The following is a 21,685-nucleotide window of genomic DNA, read 5'->3' as shown; positions in this document are numbered from 1 at the left end:
CATCAGGGCTGCGGCGCGACATGCGCTGCAGCCCTTTTCTTTAGCTCGCTTGCCTTTCTGGTGAGGGTAAGCATGATGGCACAGGTGTAAACGAGAGGGGATGATATGCGCCAAACGATGACGTTGATCACGCTTTCCTCAGTTGTGTTGAGCTTGATTACCGCAACGGCAGCAGGCGCGCAGGCAAGTCAAACCGTGCTGACCTACAAGACAGCGGCGAAAGTCCGGGACGGATGCATCGCGTGGGCGACAGAGCGCAATATTACAGTGTCGCTTGCGGTATTCGATGACGCGGGGCGTCTGATCACGACAGCCCACCTAGATGGGACGCCGACCGCGATTGCCGAAGTCGCACAGTGGAAAGGAAAGTCGGCAGCAACATATCGCCAATCGAGCGCGAATACGGCTACATGGGGTGGAAGCGCCCCGATGCTGGCAGATTGGGCGGGCGGCGTACCGTTTTTAGCGAGCGATGGTACAGCGCTGGGTGCAATAGGTGTTTCGGGAGCCAGCAGCGACGAAGATGTCGCGTGCGCTCTGGCCGGTATTGCCGCAGCCGGTCTGACCGCCCCCGAAAATTAATCCTATTTGTTGGAAAAGAGTCGAAAAGCTATGTGCTTCCGGCTCTCCATATTTTCCGTCGCATGATCTCCTGTCCGATCAACCGAATTCGAGCACAGGTTTGAACACCTTGCCATCGTGCAGGTCTTTCACCGCTTCATTTATCTTGTCGAACGGATAACGCTCGATCAGGCGATCGAAGGGGAACAGGCCGCGCTCGTAAAGATGCACCAGTTCGGGAATGAACTGCTTCACTTTGGCGTCGCCTTCCACACAGCCAACGATTTTGCGTCCGCTGAGGATCTGTTCATTGGCATCGAAAGCATATTCCGTGCCTGATGGCGGGGCGCCGACAACCACCAGTGTGCCGCGCTTGGCCAAGGCCTGCAGCGCTGCTCTGGCCGCCTTGTCGTTGCCACTGCATTCGATCGAGAAATCGACGCCTCCGGCCACGATCTTGCGGACTTCTTCCGCGACATCGACATCCGTGCCTGCCTGCACAGTGTCGGTCGCACCGAATTCACGGGCCAGGTCGAGCCTATCCGCATTGGTATCGACAGCGATAATCGTGCTGCAGCCTGCGACCTTTGCGCCCATCACGGCAGCCATGCCGACGCTTCCGACACCCGAGACGAGCAGGCTCGAACCTGCCGGCGGGCGTGCAGTGCGCATCACAGCACCTGCGCCAGTCTGGATACCGCACCCAAGCGGGCCCAGTAGAGAGATATCGACGTCAGCGTCGATTTTCACGACATTGCGTTCGTGCGCGATCGAATGAGTGGCAAAGCTCGATTGCTGGAAGAATGCGGCATTTGGACCATTATCGAACACCGGGGCATCATCGCCCTGACGTTCATTCATGAAGTTGAGTGCTTCGAAATCGGCACAATAGGCAGGGTCACCTTCTTCACATGGACGGCAATGGCCGCAGGAGCCGTAAGACAGTACGACCTTGTCGCCTTCGGCCAAATCGCGAACATGGCTGCCAACCTTGAGGATGGTGCCGGCACCTTCATGGCCGAGCACCACCGGATAGTTAGTTGGCAGATTGCCCGCTTGCACCGACAGGTCGGTATGGCACACACCAGTTGCCGTCAGCTTGATCAGGACTTCATGCGGGCCAGGATCGGCGATGTCGCGGGTTTCGATTTCGTAGTCGGCGCCGGCTTTGGCAACAACGGCGATACGGGCACTCGTAGACATGCAATTCTCCATCCATAGTATTGTTAAGAAAACTGCTGCTCACTCTCCCCGTTCCGGCATTTCGGATTGTCCCTATGGTTAGCGATGCTAGAGCAGCCCGATGTTGCCGCGTGAAACCCTTGCCACTGCCCAGGTTCCCGATGGGGAGACACTCACCCTTGTCAGCCATGGGCGCGATTTCATCATCATGCTCGGCCGCGATGAGCTCATGGGCACGCGCATGCAATTCTCCGAGGAACAGCTGGCCGAGCTGACACTCGCAGAGCTCGACCGGCCACGCCCGCGCGTGCTGATTGGCGGGTATGGTATGGGCTTCACCTATCGCGCGGCGCTGGCCAAACTGCCGGAGGGTGGATCGGTCACTGTGGCCGAGATCGTACCGGAAATCCTCGAATGGGCGGAAGGGCCACTCGCGCACCTGACCGGCGAGAGCCTGGCAGACCCGCGTGGCTCAATCGTGATCTGCGATGTTGCTGCCTTAATCGACGATGCCAACGATGGCACTACGGCTAAATACGACGCCATTCTCCTGGATGTGGACAACGGTCCAGACGGAATCGTGCGCGATGCCAATTATCGGATCTATTCGAAGACCGGGCTGGGCAAGGCGCGTGATGCGCTCAATCGCGGCGGTATCCTTGCAGTATGGTCCGCCGCGCCCGACCACAAGTTCACGGTGCGTTTGAAAGAAAGCGGGTTCGATGTGGAAGTGCGCGAAGTGCGCGCGCGGCCCAACAATAAGGGGCCACGTCACACGATCTGGTTTGCCCGCAAGCGCTAGGCCTTGAGGCGCATTCGCCCCAGAAAATCGGTCTTGCCGATCGGAACGCCTTTCATGCGCAGAATATCGTAGGCGGTTGCGCAGTGGAAATAGAAGTTGGGCTGGCTGAAGCTCAATAGAAAATTCTCGGCTGTGAAATCGATCCGATGATCCTTGAATTCGAAACGCATCGGTTGGCCGATGAAATTTTCCATCTCGTCCTCGGTTAAAGCTTCCATGGCCTCACGGGCGCCAGAAAGCTTGTCGCGCAGGGCGGCAAAGCTCGTCGGCGGAGGGTTGAGATCGGGTGAATATACGCCCTTGCGCACGCCCTCCATCGAACCCTGGGTGTGTTCGGCGACGCATTTAACCTGATAACACCAGGGCAGCATGTCTTCGATGATGCGCGCCCCGATGATGTCTTTCTCGGCAGTGCCGCTCGCTTCGCACCAGCTTTCCGCCTTATCGACAAGGTGGCGCGCCGTCCCCAGCATTTGCAGCGCACTAGGGATATAGGCGGCGTGAAGCGAAAGCGGCATTATCGTTCTCCAGGACAGGAAAGCAAAAGGCCCGGCTGTCTTGCGACTGCCGGGCCTCCATGTGAATGGTAATCAGCGTACCCGCGGGCCGCCGAATGGCAGAGGCGGAGGGGGGCGGCGCGCACCGCGCGGCAGCTGGGCTTGATAAGCCCGTCCGCAATGTTCGACGCAATAGGGGAAGCCGGGATTGACCGCTTCGCCGCAGAAATGGAAATCGGGTTCGCCCGGGTGCCCCATCGGCCAGCGGCAGACCTTGTCGGAAAGATCCAGCAGGCTCGTCTTGTCGGCAATGGATGGGTCGGGCTTAGCAGGAACGAGACGCCGCGGCGGTGCCGGAGGGATGGGGGGCTGCTGGTCGCCAGGTCCTTGGCGGAGAAAGCCCCCGGGACCGACGGAAACGATCTTCGGAAGATCCGAATTCTTGTTCGGCATTGGCTGAGACGGAATAGCCGCATCGGACCTAGGTGCTGGCTGCGCCGATGCCTGCGCCGGCGCGGGAGCAGGGGCCGGCGTTGGCGCGGGAGGCGCAGCGGGGCGGGGGGCTGCCTTTTTCACCGCTGGCTTTGCCGTCGGCTTCGGCTTGGGCGCAGGCTTTTTCTTTTCCGCAGCTTTTACTGGCGAGGGACGCGATTTGAGGCCAAGGCGATGGGCCTTGCCGATAACGGCATTGCGGCTGACGCCGCCCAGTTCGTCGGCGATCTGGCTGGCAGTCGAGCCGCCTTCCCACATCTTCTTCAGCGTCGCGATCCGTTCGTCGGTCCAGCTCATGCGAATCCTGTATCCTTCATGTCTCCGCCACGGCCGTCTTGCCAGCGGAAGTGCTTGGCCCTAGGCGCAGGCCTATGGCCGATCAAGTCCAACCCTCTCCCGCCGCGCAACCCGACCATGGTCAGTCCAGCGAGGATGCCTCTTTCACCGAAACTACGGGCAAGGGGAGGAGCAGTTTCCCGAAACGCGGAGAGCCGGTCATTACCGGGATCAACCGCGTGGGTTTATGGAGCCTCTATATTAAGGAGGTTCGCCGTTTTCTCAAGGTCCAGACGCAGACGATTTGGGCTCCGGCGGTTACCACTCTGCTTTTTCTGGTAATCTTCACCGTTGCGCTAGGCCGATCGGACCGCGAAATCCTGGGGGTGAACTTCGCCACTTTCGTGGCACCCGGGCTGATCGTAATGGGCATGATGCAAAATGCCTTCGCAAATTCCAGCTTTTCTCTTCTTTCGGGTAAGATCCAGGGCACGATCATCGATCTGTTGATGCCGCCGCTCTCGACTGGCGAACTGATGACAGGCATCGTCGCGGCTGCGGTAACACGCGCGGTCGCAGTAGGCTGCGCAGTGGCTCTCGCTATGGCCTTCTACCCTGGCGTGACCCTTGCTACCGCGCATCCCTGGGCTGTTGTCTGGTTCGGCCTGATGGGCGCGGTGATGCTGGCGCTGATGGGCTTGCTCGCTTCGATCTGGGCGGAAAAGTTCGATCACAATGCGGCCGTCACGAATTTCGTGATCGCACCGCTCAGCCTACTTTCTGGCACCTTCTATGTGATCGACAACCTCGCCCCGCTTTTCCAGACGATCAGCCGCTTCAATCCATTCTTCTATGTGATCAGCGGCTTCCGCTTCGGATTTCTCGGTCAAAGCGACATCGGCGATACCAACCAGGCCGTGATCCATAGCGCCATCGGTCTCGGACTCTTCAATCTGGTGTTCGCCTTTGTGGTTTACCGCATCCTTGCTTCGGGTTGGAAAATCCGTAGCTGACCACTGCCCCATTAAAGGCGTCGGTTCAAATACCACTCACACTCTAATGGAAGAAAGCGATAGCTCGGTCGGGTCGGCGCGCCTGCCCCGCCCCGCTCCCCCAGGCTACTCAGACTTCAAACGATCCTCGATGGCCTCGCGCAGTTCCTTGACGCGCGACGCATTGTAGCCGAGATCCGACACGCCCACGCGGCTGACCGACCGTAAATCGATCTGGCCATCGGCGACGCGGGCAACCACATCGTCCTTGAAGCCGAAAGCGAAGGTTTCAGCCACGCCTTCGACCGTGTTCGAGCCAGCGACCCGGCGAACATCTTGTAATCCGATTGCACCCATGGCCGCGACGATGGCGTCAAACGCTTGTTCTTCGGTCGCCTGACCAATCACTATCGGCTGCAGATCGGGAAATTCTTCCGCGATGATGTCGGCGTGATTTTTGACCTTAAGTGATTCATCATCAGAATTGGCCCACATCTCCAGATCGCCAAGCGGCGTGCCGTAGTCGTTCATCGGATTGGCGCCCAGCTCGGAGCGGAGAGCCATGGTCTGCGCGGAATATGTCGGCGGGTCTCGCAAGTCGGTGGAGACGTCGTGAATTGGCGGCACGGCTTCGGCCTGCGCTTTCATCGACAGCAGCCCGACAAAAAGTAGCGCGGGAATCGCGAAGGCGAAGGCGGCCTTCCACCACGGGCCTTTGGGTGTCTTGAGAAAGGCAAAGAGAAAAGCGATCGCGGCGAAGAGGCCGGAAATTGCGATAAGGATGGTGCCTGCGTCCCTGATCATGAAGCCTAAGCCGGTGCGCCAGTCGATCAGCCCGAATTTCGGCCCGAAAGCGGCGAGGACGAACCATATGAGCACGGCTAGCGACAGCCACAGCGCGTATTTGGGAAGGCTCCGGCGCCACTCGCGATCCTTGGTCGGAGACGGTTGGGAAATGACCCGCTCCTCATCATCTGGCCTCGTCACACGGGCCGATTGATCGTCATTTTCCATTACCCTCTACCCCTATATGAGGAAACGCCCTGATCAGGCACCCACAATCCTTCCGGCGCGGAACCACTCTGCCAGAAGACGTCGATCGGTATGCCGCCACGCGGATACCAATAGCCGCCGATACGCAGCCACTTCGGCTTCATTTCCTCGAACAAGCGCCGCCCGATACCGACGGTGACATCCTCATGAAACCCGCAGTGATTGCGGAAAGATCCGAGGAAGAGCTTCAGGCTCTTGGATTCGACGATGGTCGCCTCGGGCGCATAATCGAGGACCAGATGCGCGAAATCGGGTTGGCCGGTGACCGGGCAGAGGGAGGTGAATTCCGGCGCGGCGAAACGGACCATATAAAGCTGTCCGGCGCGAGGGTTCGGAACATAGTCCAGCTCGGCCTCTTCCGGGGAGGCGGGTAGGGGGCTGTTCTCGCCGAGAAACTTCGGTGTAACTGTGTCGCTCATGCAGCGCATTTGCCGCGAATGTCCGTTCGGCGCAAGGCAGGGCTTGGAACCACGCCCTTCAGTGCCTATTCAGCGCGCCGATCAAATCAGGCACCAACGCCCATGTTTACCCGCAATCACCTTCCCTTCATCGCGCTGATCCTCGCCGCGCCGACCCCATTGGTCGCGCAGAGCGTGCAGGATTTCCAGTTGCCTCCGAATCCGACACCGACCCCGTCGCCCCGAGTGCAGGGGCCAGTCGATACTGAGGGTGACAGTATCCCGGCACGCCCGCGCGTTATCGGGACACCGACGCCTACACCTGCGCCTGCGCCGACACCTCGGCAGGCATCCCCGGTGCCGCAGCCGACCGTGCCCCAATCGACGTCTGCGCCGCTGCCGCCGAACCGTCCCGCCCCGGCCCGCACTGCGCCGATCGATCAAGTCCCCCAAATTCCGCGCAACGCCCCAATCACACTGCCTTCGGCAGATGAGCGCGCACCGCTGGGCGAGGGTGTAGAAGCGGCAGCTGAGCCAAACCTGCAAGGGGAGGATCAGGTGGGAGAAGCGACCGGTGAACCGATGCCGAACGAGAGCGGTTCAATCGCGCCGCTTCCTCAAGCCGACACCGAGCAGGAAAAAGCGGATTGGATCTGGCCAGCAATTGGGGGCGGAATTCTTGCGCTTCTTGGGCTGGGTTCTTTTCTCTCGCGACGGCGCAGTAGTGCGCCCGCTCCGATCATCGAAAAGCCAGTCGTCGGATCCGGCGGTCCTGTGAATGCGAGCGACATTCACATTCGGACAGAAGCGATCAAGCTCACGCGGTCGGTCATGAATGCGACGCTGCACTATCGTGTATCGCTGCTCAACAAGGCCACCCGTGCGCTATCGAACGTAGCGATCGGGGCGGATGTCGTTTCTGCGCACGGCGGCGTTCCGATGGAGCAGCAGGTCGCCAGCGCCGACCATGCTTTGGAAAAACGCCACCAGTTCGATCGTGTCGCGCCGGGCCAGAATGTCCGCTACGAAGGGCAGATCACAATACCTTTGTCGCAAATCCGCGCTATTCGGCAAAATAACGCCGCGCTGTTCGTGCCGCTGCTACGCCTGCGTATCGACGGGGCCACGTCCGAGCCGCTGGTGAAAACCTTCGTGGTAGGCCTGGGCCTGCCCGAGGGCGGTCGGGTCATGCCCTTCCGGATCGACGAAGGGCCGCGCAGTTACGAGCCGATCGCTGCCCGCGCGCTAGATTAGATCAGGCCGATTTCATCGACAGTCCGTGCAGCGGGCGCTAGCGTGCGCTCATGGACAAACTCGTTTCGACCGAATGGCTCGCCGCACGGCTTGGTTCCGATGACATCGTGATCCTCGATGCGACCCAGCATCTTCCTGATGCGGGCCGCGATGCCCGCGCGGAGTTCGAGGACGGGCACATACCCGGCGCGCGTTTCCTTGATCTTGCGAGTTTCACCGACGAGCAGTCGGAGGTGCCCAAAGCCGTGCCCAGCGCCGAACAGTTCGCAGAGCGGATGGGTGAACTCGGCATCGCGCCGGGCAGTCGCATCGTGCTTTATGATGACAGCGCGATCAAAAGCTCGGCTCGTGCGTGGTTTATTCTCGATCGGTATGGCGAGGATAAACTGGCAGTGCTCGATGGCGGTCTTTCCAAATGGCGCTCGGAAGGCCGAGATCTATCCCAACGTATCGTGGAGCATGCGCCCCGGCACCGCGCGGAACCCGAGGCGACGCGCGAGGTCCGGACAAAGGACGAGATACGCGACAATCTCGATAGCCAGGATTGGCAAGTCGTCGACGCGCGCGACACTGCCCGGTTCGAAGGGCAGGAGGACAGCGGCTCGGAAGGACATATTCCCGGCGCGCGAAACGTGCCTTTCGTTCGGCTATTTAGCGAAGATGGGACATACAAGTCTGCGCCTGACATCCGCTCCGAATTCGAGCAGACTGGCATCGATCTCGACAAGCCGGTCGTCACGAGTTGTAACAGTGGTATGACGGCGGCTGTGTTGCTTTTTGGTCTCGAACTGATCGAAAAAGACGACGTCGCGCTTTACGACGGTAGCTGGATGGAATGGGGCCATGATCCTTCGCTGCCGAAGGAAAGCGGGGCTTGAGGCTGGAGACCCTTTCCTGCCCCAACCGCCTGCGCACAATTGCCAAAGAGACACGCCTTAAAGCTGTGCTTGCATAGCTCATCATTACCGGAGGCTCGATGAGTTCGCCTAAAAGTAGTTCAATCGGCAAGGGAACGCAGTTGGTGACCGGAGGTCGCTCAGGCGCCTTTGGAAAGCGCGTAGTCAATCCGCCTGTCTGGCGTGCCAGCACCCACCTTTATCCCGACTGCGCCTCCTTGCGGGAAGGGGTTAAGAGCAATGCAGACGGCAACTTCTTTTACGGCCGCAGAGGCGCGCCTACGCAATGGGCGTTAGCCGAAGCTCTGACGGAATTGGAGCCTGGTGCCGATGGGACGGTCCTTTATCCCAGCGGGCTTGCCGCGCTTGTCGGGGCGCTGATGGCCGTGCTGCGGGCGGGTGACGTCCTCTTGGTACAGGACAACGCTTATGATCCTACGCGCAACACGGCGATGGGGCTGTTGAAACGCTACGGTGTGGAGCATCGTTTTTTCGATCCGCTCGATACCGCAGCATATTCCGATGCATTCTGCGACCGCACGAAGGCAGTGATGCTCGAAAATCCCGGTAGCCTGACTATGGAAATGGCTGACATCCCAGCGCTCGCCGGCATCGCGCGGGAGAAGGGAGCAGTCAGCCTGATCGACAATACTTGGGCGACTTCCACGGGCTTCCCGGCGCTGGAGCGTGGGTGCGACATCTCGATCACAGCTCTCACCAAGCATATCGGCGGTCACTCCGACGTGATGATGGGGGCGGCTAGCGCGGGCGAGAAATTGCACCGCCGGTTGCGCCAGACTGCCCAGCAATTGGGCCATGTCGTCTCGCCTGACGATGCGGCACTGGCGTTGCGCGGGCTGCGCACCATGGGCGTTCGCCTGAAGCAGGAGAGCGAGAGCGCGCTTGCCATCGCCCGCAGGCTATCCGCACGCGATGACGTGGCACACGTCCTGTGCCCCATGCTGCCCGGAGCTCCCGGCTACGAATTGTGGCAGCGCGATTTTACAGGAGGCTGCGGCCTTTTCAGCTTTGTCTTGCGCGGCCGGGACGACGCCGCGCGCTGCCGTCTGATCGATGCACTGGACCTTTTCGGGATTGGATATAGTTGGGGGGGGTTCGAAAGCCTCGCATTGCCGTTTGACGTTGAACCGATACGCAAGAAGATGTCCTGGCCCAAAACGGGCTGGGGGGTTGAGGATCGCTGCGGTATTCGCCTATCCATCGGGCTTGAAGATGCGGGCGACCTTATCGCCGACCTCGAACAGGCCTTTGCGGTCATGAATCAGGATTAGACACGGTACTCCAAGTGCAAGGCGAAACACCCCCAACTCCCACTCCCAACCCGGATGCAACGCCGGTCGAACAGGCTTGGAGTCTGGCCGAAAATGCACCGGATCAAGGCGGTGTTGCAGCGGCTGAAGGGTTCAAGGAAGCTGTTGGCAGCCAGAACGAAACGGTTGGCTCGGTTCTCGATGGGCTCGATGCCGTGGCGCTCAGCATGGGCGATATGCGCATTTCGTTGCTCGACGTCCTCCTTGTCGCAGCAATCGTCGCCGGTGTTTTGTTTTTTGCATGGTTTATCAGCAAATTGGCCCGCCGCGGTGTGCGCCGCTTTACCAAGCTGGACGATACGCAGCAGCTTCTGGCGGAAAAAATACTCACTATCGTGGTCTGGGCGGCCGCATTTTTCCTCGGTATCGATCTGCTCGGCATCGATCTCACCGCGCTCGCCGTGTTTTCCGGCGCCTTCGGTCTGGCCATCGGTTTCGGTCTTCAGAAGACCTTCGGTAATCTGATCGCCGGGATCATCCTGCTGATGGACAAGTCGATCAAGCCGGGTGATGTCATTGCGGTGGCAGATATGGCTGGCAACGAGACCTTCGGCCAGATCCGTAAGATCGGGGTCCGCGCGGTTTCGGTGACCACCCGCGATCAGCGCGAATATCTGATCCCGAACGAGAACCTGATGATCAATCAGGTGGAGAACTGGTCCTACTCGAGCAAGAATGTACGCATGCAGGTTCCCGTGGGCGTCAGCTATGAAGCCGACATGAACCTGGCCGAAAAGCTTATGCTGGAAGCGGCTGGTAGCTGTGATCGCATTCTCAAGGCGCCACCGCCGACCGTCTGGATGAGCGAGTATGGAGACAATTCGGTCAATTTCACCATCCACTGCTGGATCCAGGATCCGGAAGACGGTGTCGGCAATGTGCGCAGCGCCGTGTTGAAGAAGCTGTGGTGGCTATTCAAGGAGCATGGGGTGGAAATCCCGTTCCCGCAGCGGGACATCCACATCCGGTCCAGCGACCAGCTCGATCGCTGGTTTGCGGCGCGAAATGGCGAGCTGCCCGCAAAAGATTAGGTTGGAGCGCCCACAGCGGGGGTTTCAAAATTTCCGCTACCCTGCTGCACACGCATTTTGATTGGCGAAGTTTTGCCGGGCCGCACATCTTGTCGCCATGGCAAGAGCTGGAACTATCTATCTCGTCGGCGCAGGGCCGGGCGATACCGATCTTCTGACGTTGCGCGCGGCGCGGCTGATCGAGAGTGCGGACGTCATCGTTCATGACGGATTGGTCGATCGGTCGATTCTCGATCTGGCGCCTTCTAGTGCGAAGCTGATTTCGGTCGCCAAGCGACGCTCGAAGCACACGATGCCGCAGGAAGAGATCAATCAACTGCTCATCTCCATTGCGAGAAGCGGACAGGATGTCGTGCGCCTCAAGGGCGGCGACCCCTTCGTCTTCGGGCGTGGTGGGGAAGAGGCGGAAGCTGCGCGTGCAGCGGGCGTATCGGTGGAGATCGTGCCCGGCATCAGCGCGGCCAATGGTGCGGCAGCAGCGGCGCAGATCGCGCTTACACACCGCGATGCCTCGTCGATCGTCAGTTTCGTGGCCGGGCAATGCAAGGGCCTGGCGGATCAGGATTGGGCAGGGCTCGCCGGAAAAGGCCGCACGCTCGTGATTTACATGGGCGTCAAGACCGCGCCCCTGATCGCGGAAAAGCTCATGGCCGATGGCCTGTCGCCCGAAATGCCTGTTGCGGTCATCGAAAACGGCGCGCGGCCGAGCATGCGCGTTCTGCGGGCATCGCTTGCCGGGCTGCCCGATCTCGTGGTGCGCGAGAATGTGATCAGCCCCTCTCTGATCGTGATTGGCGAAGTGACTGCACGTGACGATGCTTTGGCGGCTCTCGCGCAGGAGGCGGCGATATGAGAATACTTACCGGAAACGATCTTAAGACGGGCTTCGTCACCTGGTGGACCGGCAGTGACTGGTCGCTTCATGTGGAAGACGCGGTCGATGTCACCGGCAAGGAAGACGAGATCGCAAGCCGCGAGGAAGCCGCGCGCCGGGTCAATGTCCCTTACGCCATCGATGCCGAACTGCATGAAGGCAGCCCGCGTCCCGCGCATATCAAGGACCGCGTCCGGGCGCTGGGTCCCACCGTCCGGCAGGACCTCACCCTCAAACCGGCCGATCCCGATATCGGCAACTGGGTTATCTGATGTATCTTTACGACCAATATGACCAAGCGATGGTCGATGCCCGCGTCGAGGAATTCCGCGACCAGGCACGCCGCAGGCTGGAAGGCAAGCTGACCGAAGACCAGTTCAAGCCGCTGCGGCTGATGAACGGGCTCTATCTCCAGCTGCATGCCTATATGCTGCGGGTGGCCATTCCCTATGGCACGCTCAACAGCCGGCAGATGCATGCGCTGGCGGATATCGCCGACAAGTATGATCGCGGTTACGGGCATTTCACCACGCGCCAGAATATCCAGTACAACTGGATCAAGCTGGAGGATGCGGCGGATATCCTGGCGGACCTCGCCAAGGTCGAGATGCATGCCATCCAGACCAGCGGGAATTGCATTCGCAATATTAGTTCGGACCACTTCGCCGGAGCGGCGGCGGACGAGGTGACCGACCCGCGTCCCTATGCCGAACTGCTGCGCCAGTGGTCGAGTTTCCATCCTGAATTCAGTTACTTGCCGCGAAAGTTCAAGATCGCCGTGATCGCCAGCGACCATGATCGGGCGGCGATGCGGTTGCATGATATCGGGATCCAGATCGTCGAGCGAGACGGCGAGCTGGGCGCCAAATTCTATGTCGGCGGCGGCATGGGGCGCACCCCCATGATTGCGCCCTGCATCAGGGAATTTGTCCCTCTCGATCAGATGGTTACCTATGCCGAGGCGTGCCTGAGGGTCTACAACCGGCAGGGCCGCCGCGACAACAAATACAAGGCGCGCATCAAGATCCTGGTCCATGAAATGGGCGCCGAGGAATATGCTGCGGCGGTTGAAAAAGAGTACGAAAAGCTCACCGAACACCCTCTTGATCGGGTACTTGAAGAGTTGGAACGTGTCCGGACGTTCTTCGAAGACCCCCTGTTCGAACAGAATGCGCCCGAAACGATCGATCGCAGCGATCCCGACTTCGCACTGTGGGTCGATCGCAACACTGTTGCGCATAAGGCACCCGGCTATGTCTCGGCCGTGATCAGCCTGAAGCCGGTCGGAGGCATCCCCGGCGATGCCACCTCGGAGCAGATGCGCCTGATGGCCGATCTGGCGAAGGACTACAGCTTCGACGAATTGCGCGTGATGCACACGCAGAACATCGTGCTGCCGCATGTGCGCATGGCGGATCTGCATGCCCTGTGGACCGCGCTCGACGAGGCCGGGCTGGGCAGCCCCAATCTCGATACGGTGGAAGACATCATCGCCTGCCCGGGGCTCGATTATTGCAGCCTCGCCAATGCACGGTCGATCCCCGTGGCGCAGAAGATTTCGCAGCGCTTCGCCGCCAGCGGCAAGACCGAGGCGCTGGGCCAGCTGAAGCTGAAGATTTCCGGCTGCATCAATGCCTGCGGGCATCACCACGCGGGCCATGTCGGCATCCTGGGCGTCGACCGCAAAGGGGTGGAGAATTACCAGCTCCTGCTCGGCGGCAGCGAGGCCGAGGACGTCAGCCTGGCCAAGATCACCGGCCCCGGTTTCGACGAGGAAGGGATTGTCGATGCGGTGGAGACCGCCGCCGATGTCTATCTGCGCGAACGCCAGGACGGCGAGCGTTTCCTCGACACCTATCGCCGCATCGGCATGAACCCGTTCAAGGAGGCGCTCTATGGCTGACCTGTCTTCTGATCCCGCCCGCCTCAACCTCATCCGCTATCGTGACGACAAGCCGGTCGATCACGGCGCGGTGACGGTGGATGCCTTTCTCGACCAGTCCAATGCCTCGGCCGTGCGGATCGAGCCGGGCGACGATGCGCGCGAACTCATCCCCCATCTCGAACGGCTGGCGCTGGTCGAGGTGAACTTCCCCGCATTCGGCGACGGGCGCGGCTATTCCTCGGCCCAGATCCTGCGCGAGGCGGGGTACGAGGGCGAACTGCGCGCGGTGGGCGATGTGCTGGTCGACCAGGTGGCCTATATGCGCCGCTGCGGCTTCGATGCCTTCGATCCCGACAGCGCGCTCGACGCGGACGATCTCGAGGCGGCGCTGAACCGCTGGCCCGAAGTATACCAGAAGGCTGCCGACGGCCGGACGCCGATCTGGAGCAAGAGGCACGCGTGAACCAGCTGCGCGCCATCGACCGGCTGGATACCGGCCCCCGCTTCACCGAGCATGATGCGATCCGTCTCAACCGCATGTTCCGTGGCAGCGAGACGGAGGAATGGCTGAGCGCGGTGCTGCGTGACGGGCTGGCGGGCGACATCGTCATCGTGTCCAGCTTCGGCGCGGAAAGCGCGGCGCTGCTGCATCTGGTGTCGCAGATCGACCGCAGCGTGCCCGTGCTGTTCCTCGAAACGGGCAAGCATTTCCCCGAAACGCTGGCTTACCGAGACCAGCTGGCCGAGCGGCTGGGCCTCAATCTCGTCAATCTCTATCCCGAGCTGGAAGATCTGAAGCAGCGCGACGAGACTGGCCTGCGCTGGTCCTACGATCCCGATGGCTGCTGCGAATTGCGCAAGGTGCGCCCGCTGGCGAAAGCGCTGGCGAGTTATGACGCCAGCCTGACCGGGCGCAAGGCGTTCCAGTCCTCCACCCGCGCCAATCTGCCGCGCTTCGAAATCGATACGTCGGACGAGCAGGGGCGGCTGAAGATCAATCCGCTGATCGACTGGGATGCGGACCGCATCGCCGCCTATTTCGAAGAACACGACCTGCCCCGCCATCCGCTGGTGGAGCGGGGCTTTCCCTCCATCGGCTGTTCCCCCTGCACTCGCCCCGTCGCCGAGGGCGAAGACCCGCGCGCCGGGCGCTGGGCCGGGTGGGACAAGGTGGAATGCGGCATCCACAAGCCGGGCGAAGAACCCTTCCTCTAGGGCGCGCCGGTCAGAGGGTGTCGGTCGCGATATCGAGCACGATGACAATGATCAGCGCTTCGAGGAAACCGCGCAAGGCATTGCCGAGCGCGCGGACCGGGCCGATCGCAAGCTGTGAGCGGAACCAGAGCGTTTGCACGGCGATATACCAGAGCAGCGTAATGGCGATGATCGCCAGGCCTACCGCGAGCTGTGCACCGGCCGCCATCGACAGGGTCGCCGCGCTGATGCCGATCGCAAAGGGACCGGCGGTAAAGCACTGGGCATAGAAGGGTTTCCGCAGTGTCTTACGGTCCAGCGCGATCCCCTTCGCGCGCAGCATGCGCAGCGCCATCATCAGCGGAAAGAGGGAAAAGGCGACCAGCCTGAAGGCGATCAAATTCTTGTCGTCCGAAAAAATGCCGTCGCTCTGGATATTCCAGCTCTCCGACACTTCCAGCAAGTGGATCAGCCCCAGCGTGATGGCCAGAAAGATCGGCGGGCTGAGCGTATCCGAATACCGATCGTCATCGGCATCCTCCAATTCGTCATCCGCATAGTCCATCAGTGCCAGCGGATGACGAAAAGACTTCCACAGCGTGAGCGGATAGAAAACCACCCACACCATCAATTCGTAGAGCAGCAGCTCCAGCGACTTGATGATCTTCATGAAGTCCATTGCGCGAAGCTATCGCGCTTTTGCCCTCAGAGCCAGCCTTCGCGTTCGTACCAGCGCGCGGTGGCGCCAAGCCCGGCCGGGCCGTCGACGCGCGGTTTCCAGACATCATCGGGCACGCGGCGGGCAGGGCGGGCCACCCAGTCGGGATGAACCATATAGCCCACGCGGTCGGGCGTCAGCTTGGCCTTGTCCCGCCGCAGCAGCTGGTCGGCGCGGGCGGCGAGGCCGAGCACTGCGCCGGGCAGATGCGGAGCGAAGACGCGGCGGCCCACCGCCTCGCCGATCAGCCGGGCCAGTTCCCCATGTTCATAGCCGCCCTGCCGCCCGTCATCGGGCTCCAGCGTGGCGCCGGGCGCGATGCCCGCCGGGGCCAAGGCCAGCAGGCATTCGGCCAGATCGTCGACATGGATGATCGAGGTATGGCCTTCGGGCGGCACCGGCACGACGCCGTATTTGGCGGTGCGGAACAGCTCGAACATGTCGATATCGCGCGGGCCATAGACTGCCGGGGGGCGCACGATGGTAAAATCCATGCCCGAGGTTTCGACATAGCCTTCGGCGCTCGCCTTGGAGGCGCCATATTGCGACAGCGAGGGCTCGCGCGCCGAGAGCGAGGAGGTGAAGACGAAGCGCGATACACCCGCCGTGCGCGCGGCATCGAGCAGGTTGCGCGTGCCAAGCACATTGGCGCGTTCGAATTCGCTGGGGTCGGGCGTGTTGGTGAGGCCCGCCACATGCACCACGCTGTCCGCGCCGCGGCATAATTCCTCCAGCGCGGCCGGATCGTCGAGACTGCCCGCGAGCCAGGTTACGCCCTCGCGGTCTTCCTGCGGGCGCCGGGTGAGGGCGCGAATGGCCACGCCCTGCCGCGCCGCGGCATCGAGTACAGCCTGCCCGACAAAGCCGGTCGCCCCGGTCAGCGCGACGATCATGCCTTCACCATGTGATCGCGGTGGACCACGGCGGCGCGGGGGGAATAGCCCAGCTTTGCCGCCTGTTCCTCTTCCCGCAGCCCCAGAATGGCGCGGCATTCGGCGGCGGTATATTCGACCAGACCCTGGCCCAGTCGTTCGCCCTTGGCGCCGAAGATCGCCACCAGATCGCCGCGGCGGAAATCGCCTTCGACCTCGGTGAGACCGGCGGCGAGCAGGCTGGCGCCATGAGCCAGCGCTTCGGTGCAACCCGCATCCACGGTAAGCACGCCGGCGGGGGCGAGGCGGCCTGAAAGCCAAGCCTTGCGCGCGCTTTCATCGCCCTGCGGCAGGAACAGCGTGCCGCGATCCGCAGCAAGCGCGGTGGTGATGGGATCGGCATGGGTGCCGTTGATGATCGCCAGCGCGATGCCTGCGCGTTCGGCAATGCGCGCGCCCTGCAATTTGGCCAGCATGCCGCCCGATCCGAGACCGGAGCCGGAACTGCCGGTGGCCATGGCGATGATCTCGGGCGTGACGCCTTCGACCGTGGGAATGAAGCTGGCATCGGGATCGGCGGGATCGCGGTCGTACAGCCCGTCGACATCGGAGAGCAGCAGCACGCCCTGCGCCTGCGCGGCCTGCGCCACCCGGGCGGACAGGCGGTCATTGTCGCCGAAGCGGATTTCCTCGGTCGCGACGCTGTCGTTTTCATTGATGACGGGGATCGCGCCTGCCTCGATCAGCCGTTCGAGCGTGGCCGAGGCATTGAGATAGCGGCGGCGGTCTTCCAGATCGTCCAGCGTGACCAGCATCTGCGCCGCGGTAAGTCCGTGCTGGCCGAGCATTTCCGACCACAGGCGCGCCAGTTCAACCTGGCCGACGGAGGCCGCGGCCTGCGCATCGGCAAGGCTGGCCCGGCCGCCCTTGGGCAGTTTGAGCTTGGCCGCGCCCAGCGCGATGGCGCCGGAAGAAACCACGATGACCTGCGTGCCGTCCTTCGCCAGCCCGGCAATCTCTTTGACCAGCGTGGCCAACCATTCGGCCCGCGCCTGCCCGCGTTCGATGAGCAGGGCCGAACCGACCTTGACCACGATGCGCCGTGCCTGCGCGAGATCGGATAGGCTGGCGATGGCCATGGCCGTCAGATGGGCGACCAATCGGGCTCGTCGCCCTCGTCTTCGACCTCTTCGGCCTGCGTTTCGGTGCTGGTGCGATCGGGCAGGTAGGACAGGACGCCGTCGAGGAGTTCTTCCATGCCTTCGCCGGTTGCCCCGGAGATATTGAACACTTTTTCGGCACCGGCGGCCAGCAGTTCGTCTGCAAAGGCCTTGCCCAGTTCGGCATCCGCCAGATCGAGCTTGTTCAGCGCGACCAGCTGCGGCTTGTCGGCCAGCCCTTCGCCATAGGCGTCGAGCTCGGCATTCACCGTATTATAGGCATCGGCCGGGTCCTGGCCCGCAATGTCGATCAGGTGGATCAGCACGCGGCAGCGTTCGATATGGCCCAGGAAGCGGTCACCGATCCCGGCGCCTTCCGCCGCGCCCTCGATCAGGCCGGGAATGTCGGCCAGCACGAATTCGCGGCCCTTGTGGCGCACGACGCCCAGCTTGGGCACCAGCGTGGTGAAGGCATAATCGCCCACCTTGGCCTTGGTATTGGTGACCTGGTTGATCAGCGTGCTCTTGCCCGCATTGGGCAGGCCAAGCAGGCCGACGTCGGCCAGCAGCTTCAGCCGCAGCCAGACCCACATTTCCTCACCCGGCATGCCGGGCTGGTGCTGTCGCGGCGCGCGGTTGGTCGAGCTCTTGTAGCTCGCATTGCCGCGGCCGCCGATGCCGCCTTCGAGGAAGACGATTTCCTGGCCGACTTCGGTGAAATCGGCGAGCACTTCTTCCTTGTCTTCCGACAGGATCTGCGTGCCCACGGGCACGTCGATGATCAGATCGTCCGCGCCTGCGCCGGTGCGGTCCTTGCCCATGCCATGCGCGCCGCGCGGGGCCTTGAAGTGCTGGGCATAGCGAAAGTCGATCAGCGTGTTGAGACCCTGGACGGCGCGGAAGATGATATCGCCGCCCTTGCCGCCATTGCCGCCGTCGGGACCGCCGTATTCGATATATTTCTCGCGCCGGAAGCTGACCGCGCCCGGGCCGCCCCCGCCGGATTTGAGATAGATCTTGGCCTGGTCGAGAAAATGCATGCCACGGCCCCTAATCGCTTTTGCCGCCCTTGGCGAGCGCCGTGGTGCGCGCGGCCGCCATCGGGGATGGATCCGGCGGCATGACATTGACAAATTCCCGTTTTGTTCTACTCCTGTTCCTGCAAATTGAAGGGGCTGATTCGATGCAGGATTTCGCTTACGAGCCGGTTTACGATGGCGCCGGCTGCCAGCTGACGGTCACGATCCTGGCCGATCGCGACACGGTGCGGGGCGAAATGCGCGCCGATGCCGAAGGGGCGGGCTTCCGCGTGCTGGAATGCTGCGGCCTCGATGAATTCGGCAGCGGCGCGATCGGGGCGCTGGGCGATCTGGTGCTGGTCGATTGCACAGGCATGGATGCGCAGGCCATGGCGCTGCTGTCGCGGCTGGACGTGCGCGCGGCCAAGTCCGGCGCGCAGCTGGTCGTCTCCACCATCATGGAATCGCTCGACGTGGTGTTCGGCTGTTTCACCATCTCGCCGGCGCAGATCCTGGTCGATCCGGGCCGCGCCGACCGGGTGATCGCGATCGGGCGCGTGCTGGCCAGCGTGCCGAATTTGCGCCTGCGCGAACTGTCCGAAACCGACCGGCTGATGCTGCTGCGCCTGACCGAACAGGTCGGCCGCGTGGCGCAGCGGGTGGAAGGGCTCTCGGCGCAGGTCTTCGCAGGCCGCACGGCGAACGGGGGCGCTTTCCGCTTCGAAGCGGCCAGGCAGACCTTCCGCGGCGAAGGCGATGAACCGGGCACCAGGGCGCGTGACACGGCGCCGCAGCTGCCGCCCGCCGAAGCGATCCGCAAGCTGATCCACCACCGGCAGCTGCGCAGCAACTTCTTCGATGCGGAACTCTTCGCCGATCCGGCCTGGGACATCCTGCTCGACCTCGCCGCCGCGCGGGCCGAACGCCAGCAGGTCAGTGTCAGCTCGCTGTGTATCGCGGCGGGCGTTCCTGCCACCACGGCGCTGCGCTGGATCGGCCAGATGGTCGAGGCGGATCTGCTGCTGCGCATTCCCGATCCGCACGACCGCCGGCGCGCCCATATCGCGCTGGCGGACAAGACGGCCGACAGCATGGCCCGCTATTTCGCGGCGATCGGCCTTGTCGCTACCGGCGAAGCTGTGGCCGCCTAGCCCTCGCGGCGCAGGATCACGGCGATCCCGTCACCCGGCGGATCGGCGGGCAGGGCGATGCGCTGGGCATCGGCCCGCGCGCGCACCAGGATTGCCTCCGGTATGGCGGGATCATGCAGCACGGCATCCGCCTTGCCCAGCAGGCGCGCCTGCCGCAGCGTCAGATCGTCGGGATCGTCGCTCGACAGCACGAATTCATGCAGCTGCGTCCCCCCGGTGGTCGCGGGACTGGCAAGCCATTCCTCCACGCCCGCAGTTTCGCGGCTCTCGAGCGGGTCGAGCGCGCCGCCTTCGGCCAGCGCATCGTCGAGCGCCCTGCGCCGCGCCGCGCCTTCGGGGAACTTGCGCCGAATAGCCTCGCGCGCATCGGACAGCGCCTGCGCCAGCCCGCCGAGCGACTGGGGCAGAAGCCGCTCGAGCCGGAGCCGGAGATGCTTGGCCAGCCCTGCCGATGCGCCGCCAGTGCTCACGGCAACCAGCACGGGCTCACGGTCGAGCACGCTGGGCAGGGTGAAATCGCACAGATCGGGCTGGTCGGCGACATTGACCAGCAGCCCGGCGCGCTTGAGCCGCAGATGCGCGGCTGCCGCTGCCTTCGGATCGTCCAGTGCCACGAAGGCGAGGCGGGCATGATGCGCCTCGGTCTCGGCACAGGGAATGCCGCCCGCCCGCACGACCAGCCGCGCTTTCGCATCGGCCATTTCGCCTTCGCCGACCACGACGACCCGCTGGCCGCCGATCCGGTGGAAGAGCGGCAGCGAATGCATCAGCCTTCGAGCCAGTCCGGCACGCGTTCGGCATCCATGATTGAATCCGCACCGATCCGTTCCGCCACCACGGCATGGCGATCACCGTCCACCAGCACTTCGGCAACGAAGCCGCGCGAATTGTAACTCGACGCCATGGTCGCTCCATAGGCACCGGCCGTGCGGAACACCGCCAGATCGCCCGCGACGAGTTCATCGCATTCGCGGTCCATGGCGAATGTATCGCCGGTCTCGCAAATGGGGCCGACGATATGGGCCACTGTCCGGGCGCCGCTGGGCTTCACCGCCTCGAAATCGTGCCAGGCGCCATACATGGCAGGCCGGGCCAGATCGTTCATGGCGGCATCGACCACCACGAAAGGCCGCTCGATCCCGCGCTTCACGCGGATGACCCGCGTCAGCAGCACGCCCGCATTTCCGGCAATGACCCGGCCCGGCTCGAACATCAGCCGCACGTCCCAGTCCTTGGTCACGCGCGCGACCATGGCGCCATATTCGGCAGGCGCGGGCAGTTCTTCACCGGCCTTGTACGGTACGCCGAGCCCGCCGCCCAGATCGGCATGGGTCACCTTGCAGCCGGCGGCGCGCAGTTCAGCGATCAGCGCCCCGACCTTCCCGAAAGCGGTTTCCAGCGGTTCGAGATCGGCAAGCTGGCTGCCGATGTGAACAGCGATGCCGCGCATATCGAGGCCGTCTTCCTGCGAGAGGGCGGTGTAGATTTCTGCCGCCCGGTCGAGCGGGACGCCGAACTTGTTCTCGCGCTTGCCGGTGGAGATTTTCTCATGCGTGCGCGCATCGACATCGGGATTGACGCGCAGCGCGCAAGCGGCCTTCATGCCCAGCCTGCGAGCGATGGCTGCCAGCTCGTAGCCTTCTTCCTCGCTCTCGATATTGAACTGGCCGATGCCGGCTTCCAGCCCTTCCTGCAATTCGCCGTGGGTTTTTCCGACGCCGGAGAACACGATGTCTTCCGCTTTCATCCCGGCCGCGAGCGCGCGGCGCAGTTCCCCGCCCGATACCACGTCGGCGCCATAGCCTTCATTGGCGAGCACACGGAGCACGGACAGGTTTGGATTGGACTTCACCGCAAAGGCGATATGCGGGTCTTTCAGCTCTGCCAGGGCATCGCGGAACACGCGTGCATGGCGCACCAGCGTGGCGCGCGAGTAAACGTAGACCGGCGTGCCGACATCATCGGCAATCGCGGATAGCGGGACATCTTCGGCGTAGAGGGCGCCGTCACGAAGCTCAAAATGGTCCATGCGGGCGCCTCTGCCCAA

The 21,685-nt window shown here is 62.7% G+C and carries 24 protein-coding genes; 13 read left to right on the top strand and 11 right to left on the bottom strand.

The window, feature by feature from the left end:
* The first annotated feature begins 147 nt into the window (after positions 1 to 147).
* Positions 148 to 582 (top strand): GlcG/HbpS family heme-binding protein, encoded by a 435-nt coding sequence (locus K3175_RS04465; protein WP_221542128.1) that lies wholly within the window; start codon positions 148 to 150, stop codon positions 580 to 582.
* 78 nt (positions 583 to 660) lie between these two features.
* On the opposite strand, the gene K3175_RS04460 is transcribed toward K3175_RS04465, so the two are convergent.
* Complete coding sequence (locus K3175_RS04460) at positions 661 to 1,764, bottom strand: NAD(P)-dependent alcohol dehydrogenase (RefSeq protein ID WP_221542127.1); 1,104 nt, start codon at positions 1,762 to 1,764, stop codon at positions 661 to 663.
* A 100-nt stretch (positions 1,765 to 1,864) separates the two neighbouring features.
* On the opposite strand from K3175_RS04460, the gene K3175_RS04455 reads away from it, so the two are divergent.
* Positions 1,865 to 2,545, top strand: a complete 681-nt coding sequence (locus K3175_RS04455; RefSeq protein ID WP_221542126.1) for a spermidine synthase family protein — start codon at positions 1,865 to 1,867, stop codon at positions 2,543 to 2,545.
* Here the strand turns inward: K3175_RS04455 and K3175_RS04450 are convergent.
* On the bottom strand, positions 2,542 to 3,063 hold the full coding sequence (locus K3175_RS04450) for a DUF1993 domain-containing protein (protein ID WP_221542125.1): 522 nt from the start codon (positions 3,061 to 3,063) through the stop codon (positions 2,542 to 2,544). The two genes, K3175_RS04455 and K3175_RS04450, sit on opposite strands and share 4 nt — an antisense overlap.
* Before the next feature lie 72 nt (positions 3,064 to 3,135).
* Entirely contained in the window at positions 3,136 to 3,831 is a 696-nt protein-coding gene (locus K3175_RS04445; protein ID WP_221542124.1) for a GcrA family cell cycle regulator, read from the bottom strand.
* Between the two features lie 74 nt (positions 3,832 to 3,905).
* Between K3175_RS04445 and K3175_RS04440 the strand changes: the two genes are divergently transcribed.
* On the top strand, positions 3,906 to 4,823 hold the full coding sequence (locus K3175_RS04440; RefSeq protein WP_247710647.1) for an ABC transporter permease: 918 nt from the start codon (positions 3,906 to 3,908) through the stop codon (positions 4,821 to 4,823).
* Between the two features lie 105 nt (positions 4,824 to 4,928).
* On the opposite strand, the gene K3175_RS04435 is transcribed toward K3175_RS04440, so the two are convergent.
* Both K3175_RS04435 and queF read right to left on the bottom strand, forming a co-directional pair.
* A complete protein-coding gene (locus K3175_RS04435; RefSeq protein ID WP_221542123.1) occupies positions 4,929 to 5,816 on the bottom strand; it encodes a DUF1499 domain-containing protein in 888 nt (295 codons plus the stop codon).
* On the bottom strand, positions 5,816 to 6,274 hold the full coding sequence (queF, locus tag K3175_RS04430; RefSeq protein WP_221542122.1) for a preQ(1) synthase: 459 nt from the start codon (positions 6,272 to 6,274) through the stop codon (positions 5,816 to 5,818). The genes K3175_RS04435 and queF overlap by 1 nt, the downstream gene beginning before the upstream one ends.
* Before the next feature lie 102 nt (positions 6,275 to 6,376).
* Between queF and K3175_RS04425 the strand changes: the two genes are divergently transcribed.
* The 9 genes from K3175_RS04425 (at position 6,377) to K3175_RS04385 (ending at position 14,739) form a co-directional block, all read left to right on the top strand.
* Positions 6,377 to 7,507, top strand: a complete 1,131-nt coding sequence (locus tag K3175_RS04425) for a hypothetical protein (protein ID WP_221542121.1) — start codon at positions 6,377 to 6,379, stop codon at positions 7,505 to 7,507.
* 50 nt (positions 7,508 to 7,557) lie between these two features.
* Positions 7,558 to 8,385, top strand: a complete 828-nt coding sequence (locus K3175_RS04420; protein ID WP_221542120.1) for a sulfurtransferase — start codon at positions 7,558 to 7,560, stop codon at positions 8,383 to 8,385.
* A gap of 98 nt (positions 8,386 to 8,483) precedes the next feature.
* Entirely contained in the window at positions 8,484 to 9,695 is a 1,212-nt protein-coding gene (gene metC, locus K3175_RS04415) for a cystathionine beta-lyase (RefSeq protein ID WP_221542119.1), read from the top strand.
* 14 nt (positions 9,696 to 9,709) lie between these two features.
* Complete coding sequence (locus tag K3175_RS04410; RefSeq protein WP_221542118.1) at positions 9,710 to 10,765, top strand: mechanosensitive ion channel family protein; 1,056 nt, start codon at positions 9,710 to 9,712, stop codon at positions 10,763 to 10,765.
* Positions 10,766 to 10,862: 97 nt separating this feature from the next.
* Complete coding sequence (cobA, locus tag K3175_RS04405) at positions 10,863 to 11,618, top strand: uroporphyrinogen-III C-methyltransferase (RefSeq protein ID WP_221542117.1); 756 nt, start codon at positions 10,863 to 10,865, stop codon at positions 11,616 to 11,618.
* Complete coding sequence (locus tag K3175_RS04400; RefSeq protein ID WP_221542116.1) at positions 11,615 to 11,911, top strand: DUF2849 domain-containing protein; 297 nt, start codon at positions 11,615 to 11,617, stop codon at positions 11,909 to 11,911. Before cobA ends, K3175_RS04400 begins: the two co-directional genes overlap by 4 nt.
* On the top strand, positions 11,911 to 13,542 hold the full coding sequence (locus K3175_RS04395) for a nitrite/sulfite reductase (RefSeq protein WP_221542115.1): 1,632 nt from the start codon (positions 11,911 to 11,913) through the stop codon (positions 13,540 to 13,542). Before K3175_RS04400 ends, K3175_RS04395 begins: the two co-directional genes overlap by 1 nt.
* A complete protein-coding gene (locus tag K3175_RS04390; protein WP_221542114.1) occupies positions 13,535 to 13,987 on the top strand; it encodes a DUF934 domain-containing protein in 453 nt (150 codons plus the stop codon). The genes K3175_RS04395 and K3175_RS04390 overlap by 8 nt, the downstream gene beginning before the upstream one ends.
* On the top strand, positions 13,984 to 14,739 hold the full coding sequence (locus K3175_RS04385; RefSeq protein ID WP_345719306.1) for a phosphoadenylyl-sulfate reductase: 756 nt from the start codon (positions 13,984 to 13,986) through the stop codon (positions 14,737 to 14,739). The genes K3175_RS04390 and K3175_RS04385 overlap by 4 nt, the downstream gene beginning before the upstream one ends.
* Before the next feature lie 10 nt (positions 14,740 to 14,749).
* Here the strand turns inward: K3175_RS04385 and K3175_RS04380 are convergent, their stop codons facing one another.
* From K3175_RS04380 to obgE, 4 genes are read right to left on the bottom strand one after another with little or no spacing between them, the layout of a single operon-like run.
* Positions 14,750 to 15,397, bottom strand: coding sequence for a hypothetical protein (locus tag K3175_RS04380; RefSeq protein ID WP_221542113.1), 648 nt, complete (start codon positions 15,395 to 15,397; stop codon positions 14,750 to 14,752).
* A gap of 26 nt (positions 15,398 to 15,423) precedes the next feature.
* Complete coding sequence (locus tag K3175_RS04375) at positions 15,424 to 16,329, bottom strand: NAD-dependent epimerase/dehydratase family protein (protein WP_221542112.1); 906 nt, start codon at positions 16,327 to 16,329, stop codon at positions 15,424 to 15,426.
* The gene (gene proB, locus K3175_RS04370; protein WP_221542111.1) at positions 16,326 to 17,447 is read right to left on the bottom strand and encodes a glutamate 5-kinase; all 1,122 of its coding nucleotides are present in this window, start codon (positions 17,445 to 17,447) and stop codon (positions 16,326 to 16,328) included. Before proB ends, K3175_RS04375 begins: the two co-directional genes overlap by 4 nt.
* A gap of 5 nt (positions 17,448 to 17,452) precedes the next feature.
* Positions 17,453 to 18,508 (bottom strand): GTPase ObgE, encoded by a 1,056-nt coding sequence (gene obgE / locus K3175_RS04365; protein ID WP_221542110.1) that lies wholly within the window; start codon positions 18,506 to 18,508, stop codon positions 17,453 to 17,455.
* 143 nt (positions 18,509 to 18,651) lie between these two features.
* Here obgE and K3175_RS04360 point away from each other — a divergent pair, with 143 nt between their 5' ends.
* Complete coding sequence (locus K3175_RS04360) at positions 18,652 to 19,638, top strand: helix-turn-helix domain-containing protein (RefSeq protein WP_221542109.1); 987 nt, start codon at positions 18,652 to 18,654, stop codon at positions 19,636 to 19,638.
* On the opposite strand, the gene K3175_RS04355 is transcribed toward K3175_RS04360, so the two are convergent.
* Both K3175_RS04355 and lysA read right to left on the bottom strand, forming a co-directional pair.
* Positions 19,635 to 20,405 carry a precorrin-2 dehydrogenase/sirohydrochlorin ferrochelatase family protein gene (locus tag K3175_RS04355; RefSeq protein ID WP_221542108.1) on the bottom strand — a complete coding sequence of 257 codons (771 nt, stop codon included), beginning with the start codon at positions 20,403 to 20,405 and terminating at the stop codon, positions 19,635 to 19,637. The two genes, K3175_RS04360 and K3175_RS04355, sit on opposite strands and share 4 nt — an antisense overlap.
* Positions 20,405 to 21,667 carry a diaminopimelate decarboxylase gene (gene lysA / locus K3175_RS04350; protein ID WP_221542107.1) on the bottom strand — a complete coding sequence of 421 codons (1,263 nt, stop codon included), beginning with the start codon at positions 21,665 to 21,667 and terminating at the stop codon, positions 20,405 to 20,407. Before lysA ends, K3175_RS04355 begins: the two co-directional genes overlap by 1 nt.
* Between the last annotated feature and the right edge of the window lie 18 nt (positions 21,668 to 21,685).

The organism is Qipengyuania aestuarii, assembly GCF_019711535.1.
GTDB classification, from domain to species: domain Bacteria; phylum Pseudomonadota; class Alphaproteobacteria; order Sphingomonadales; family Sphingomonadaceae; genus Qipengyuania; species Qipengyuania aestuarii.
This window is presented reverse-complemented; position numbering and strand designations above follow the sequence as displayed.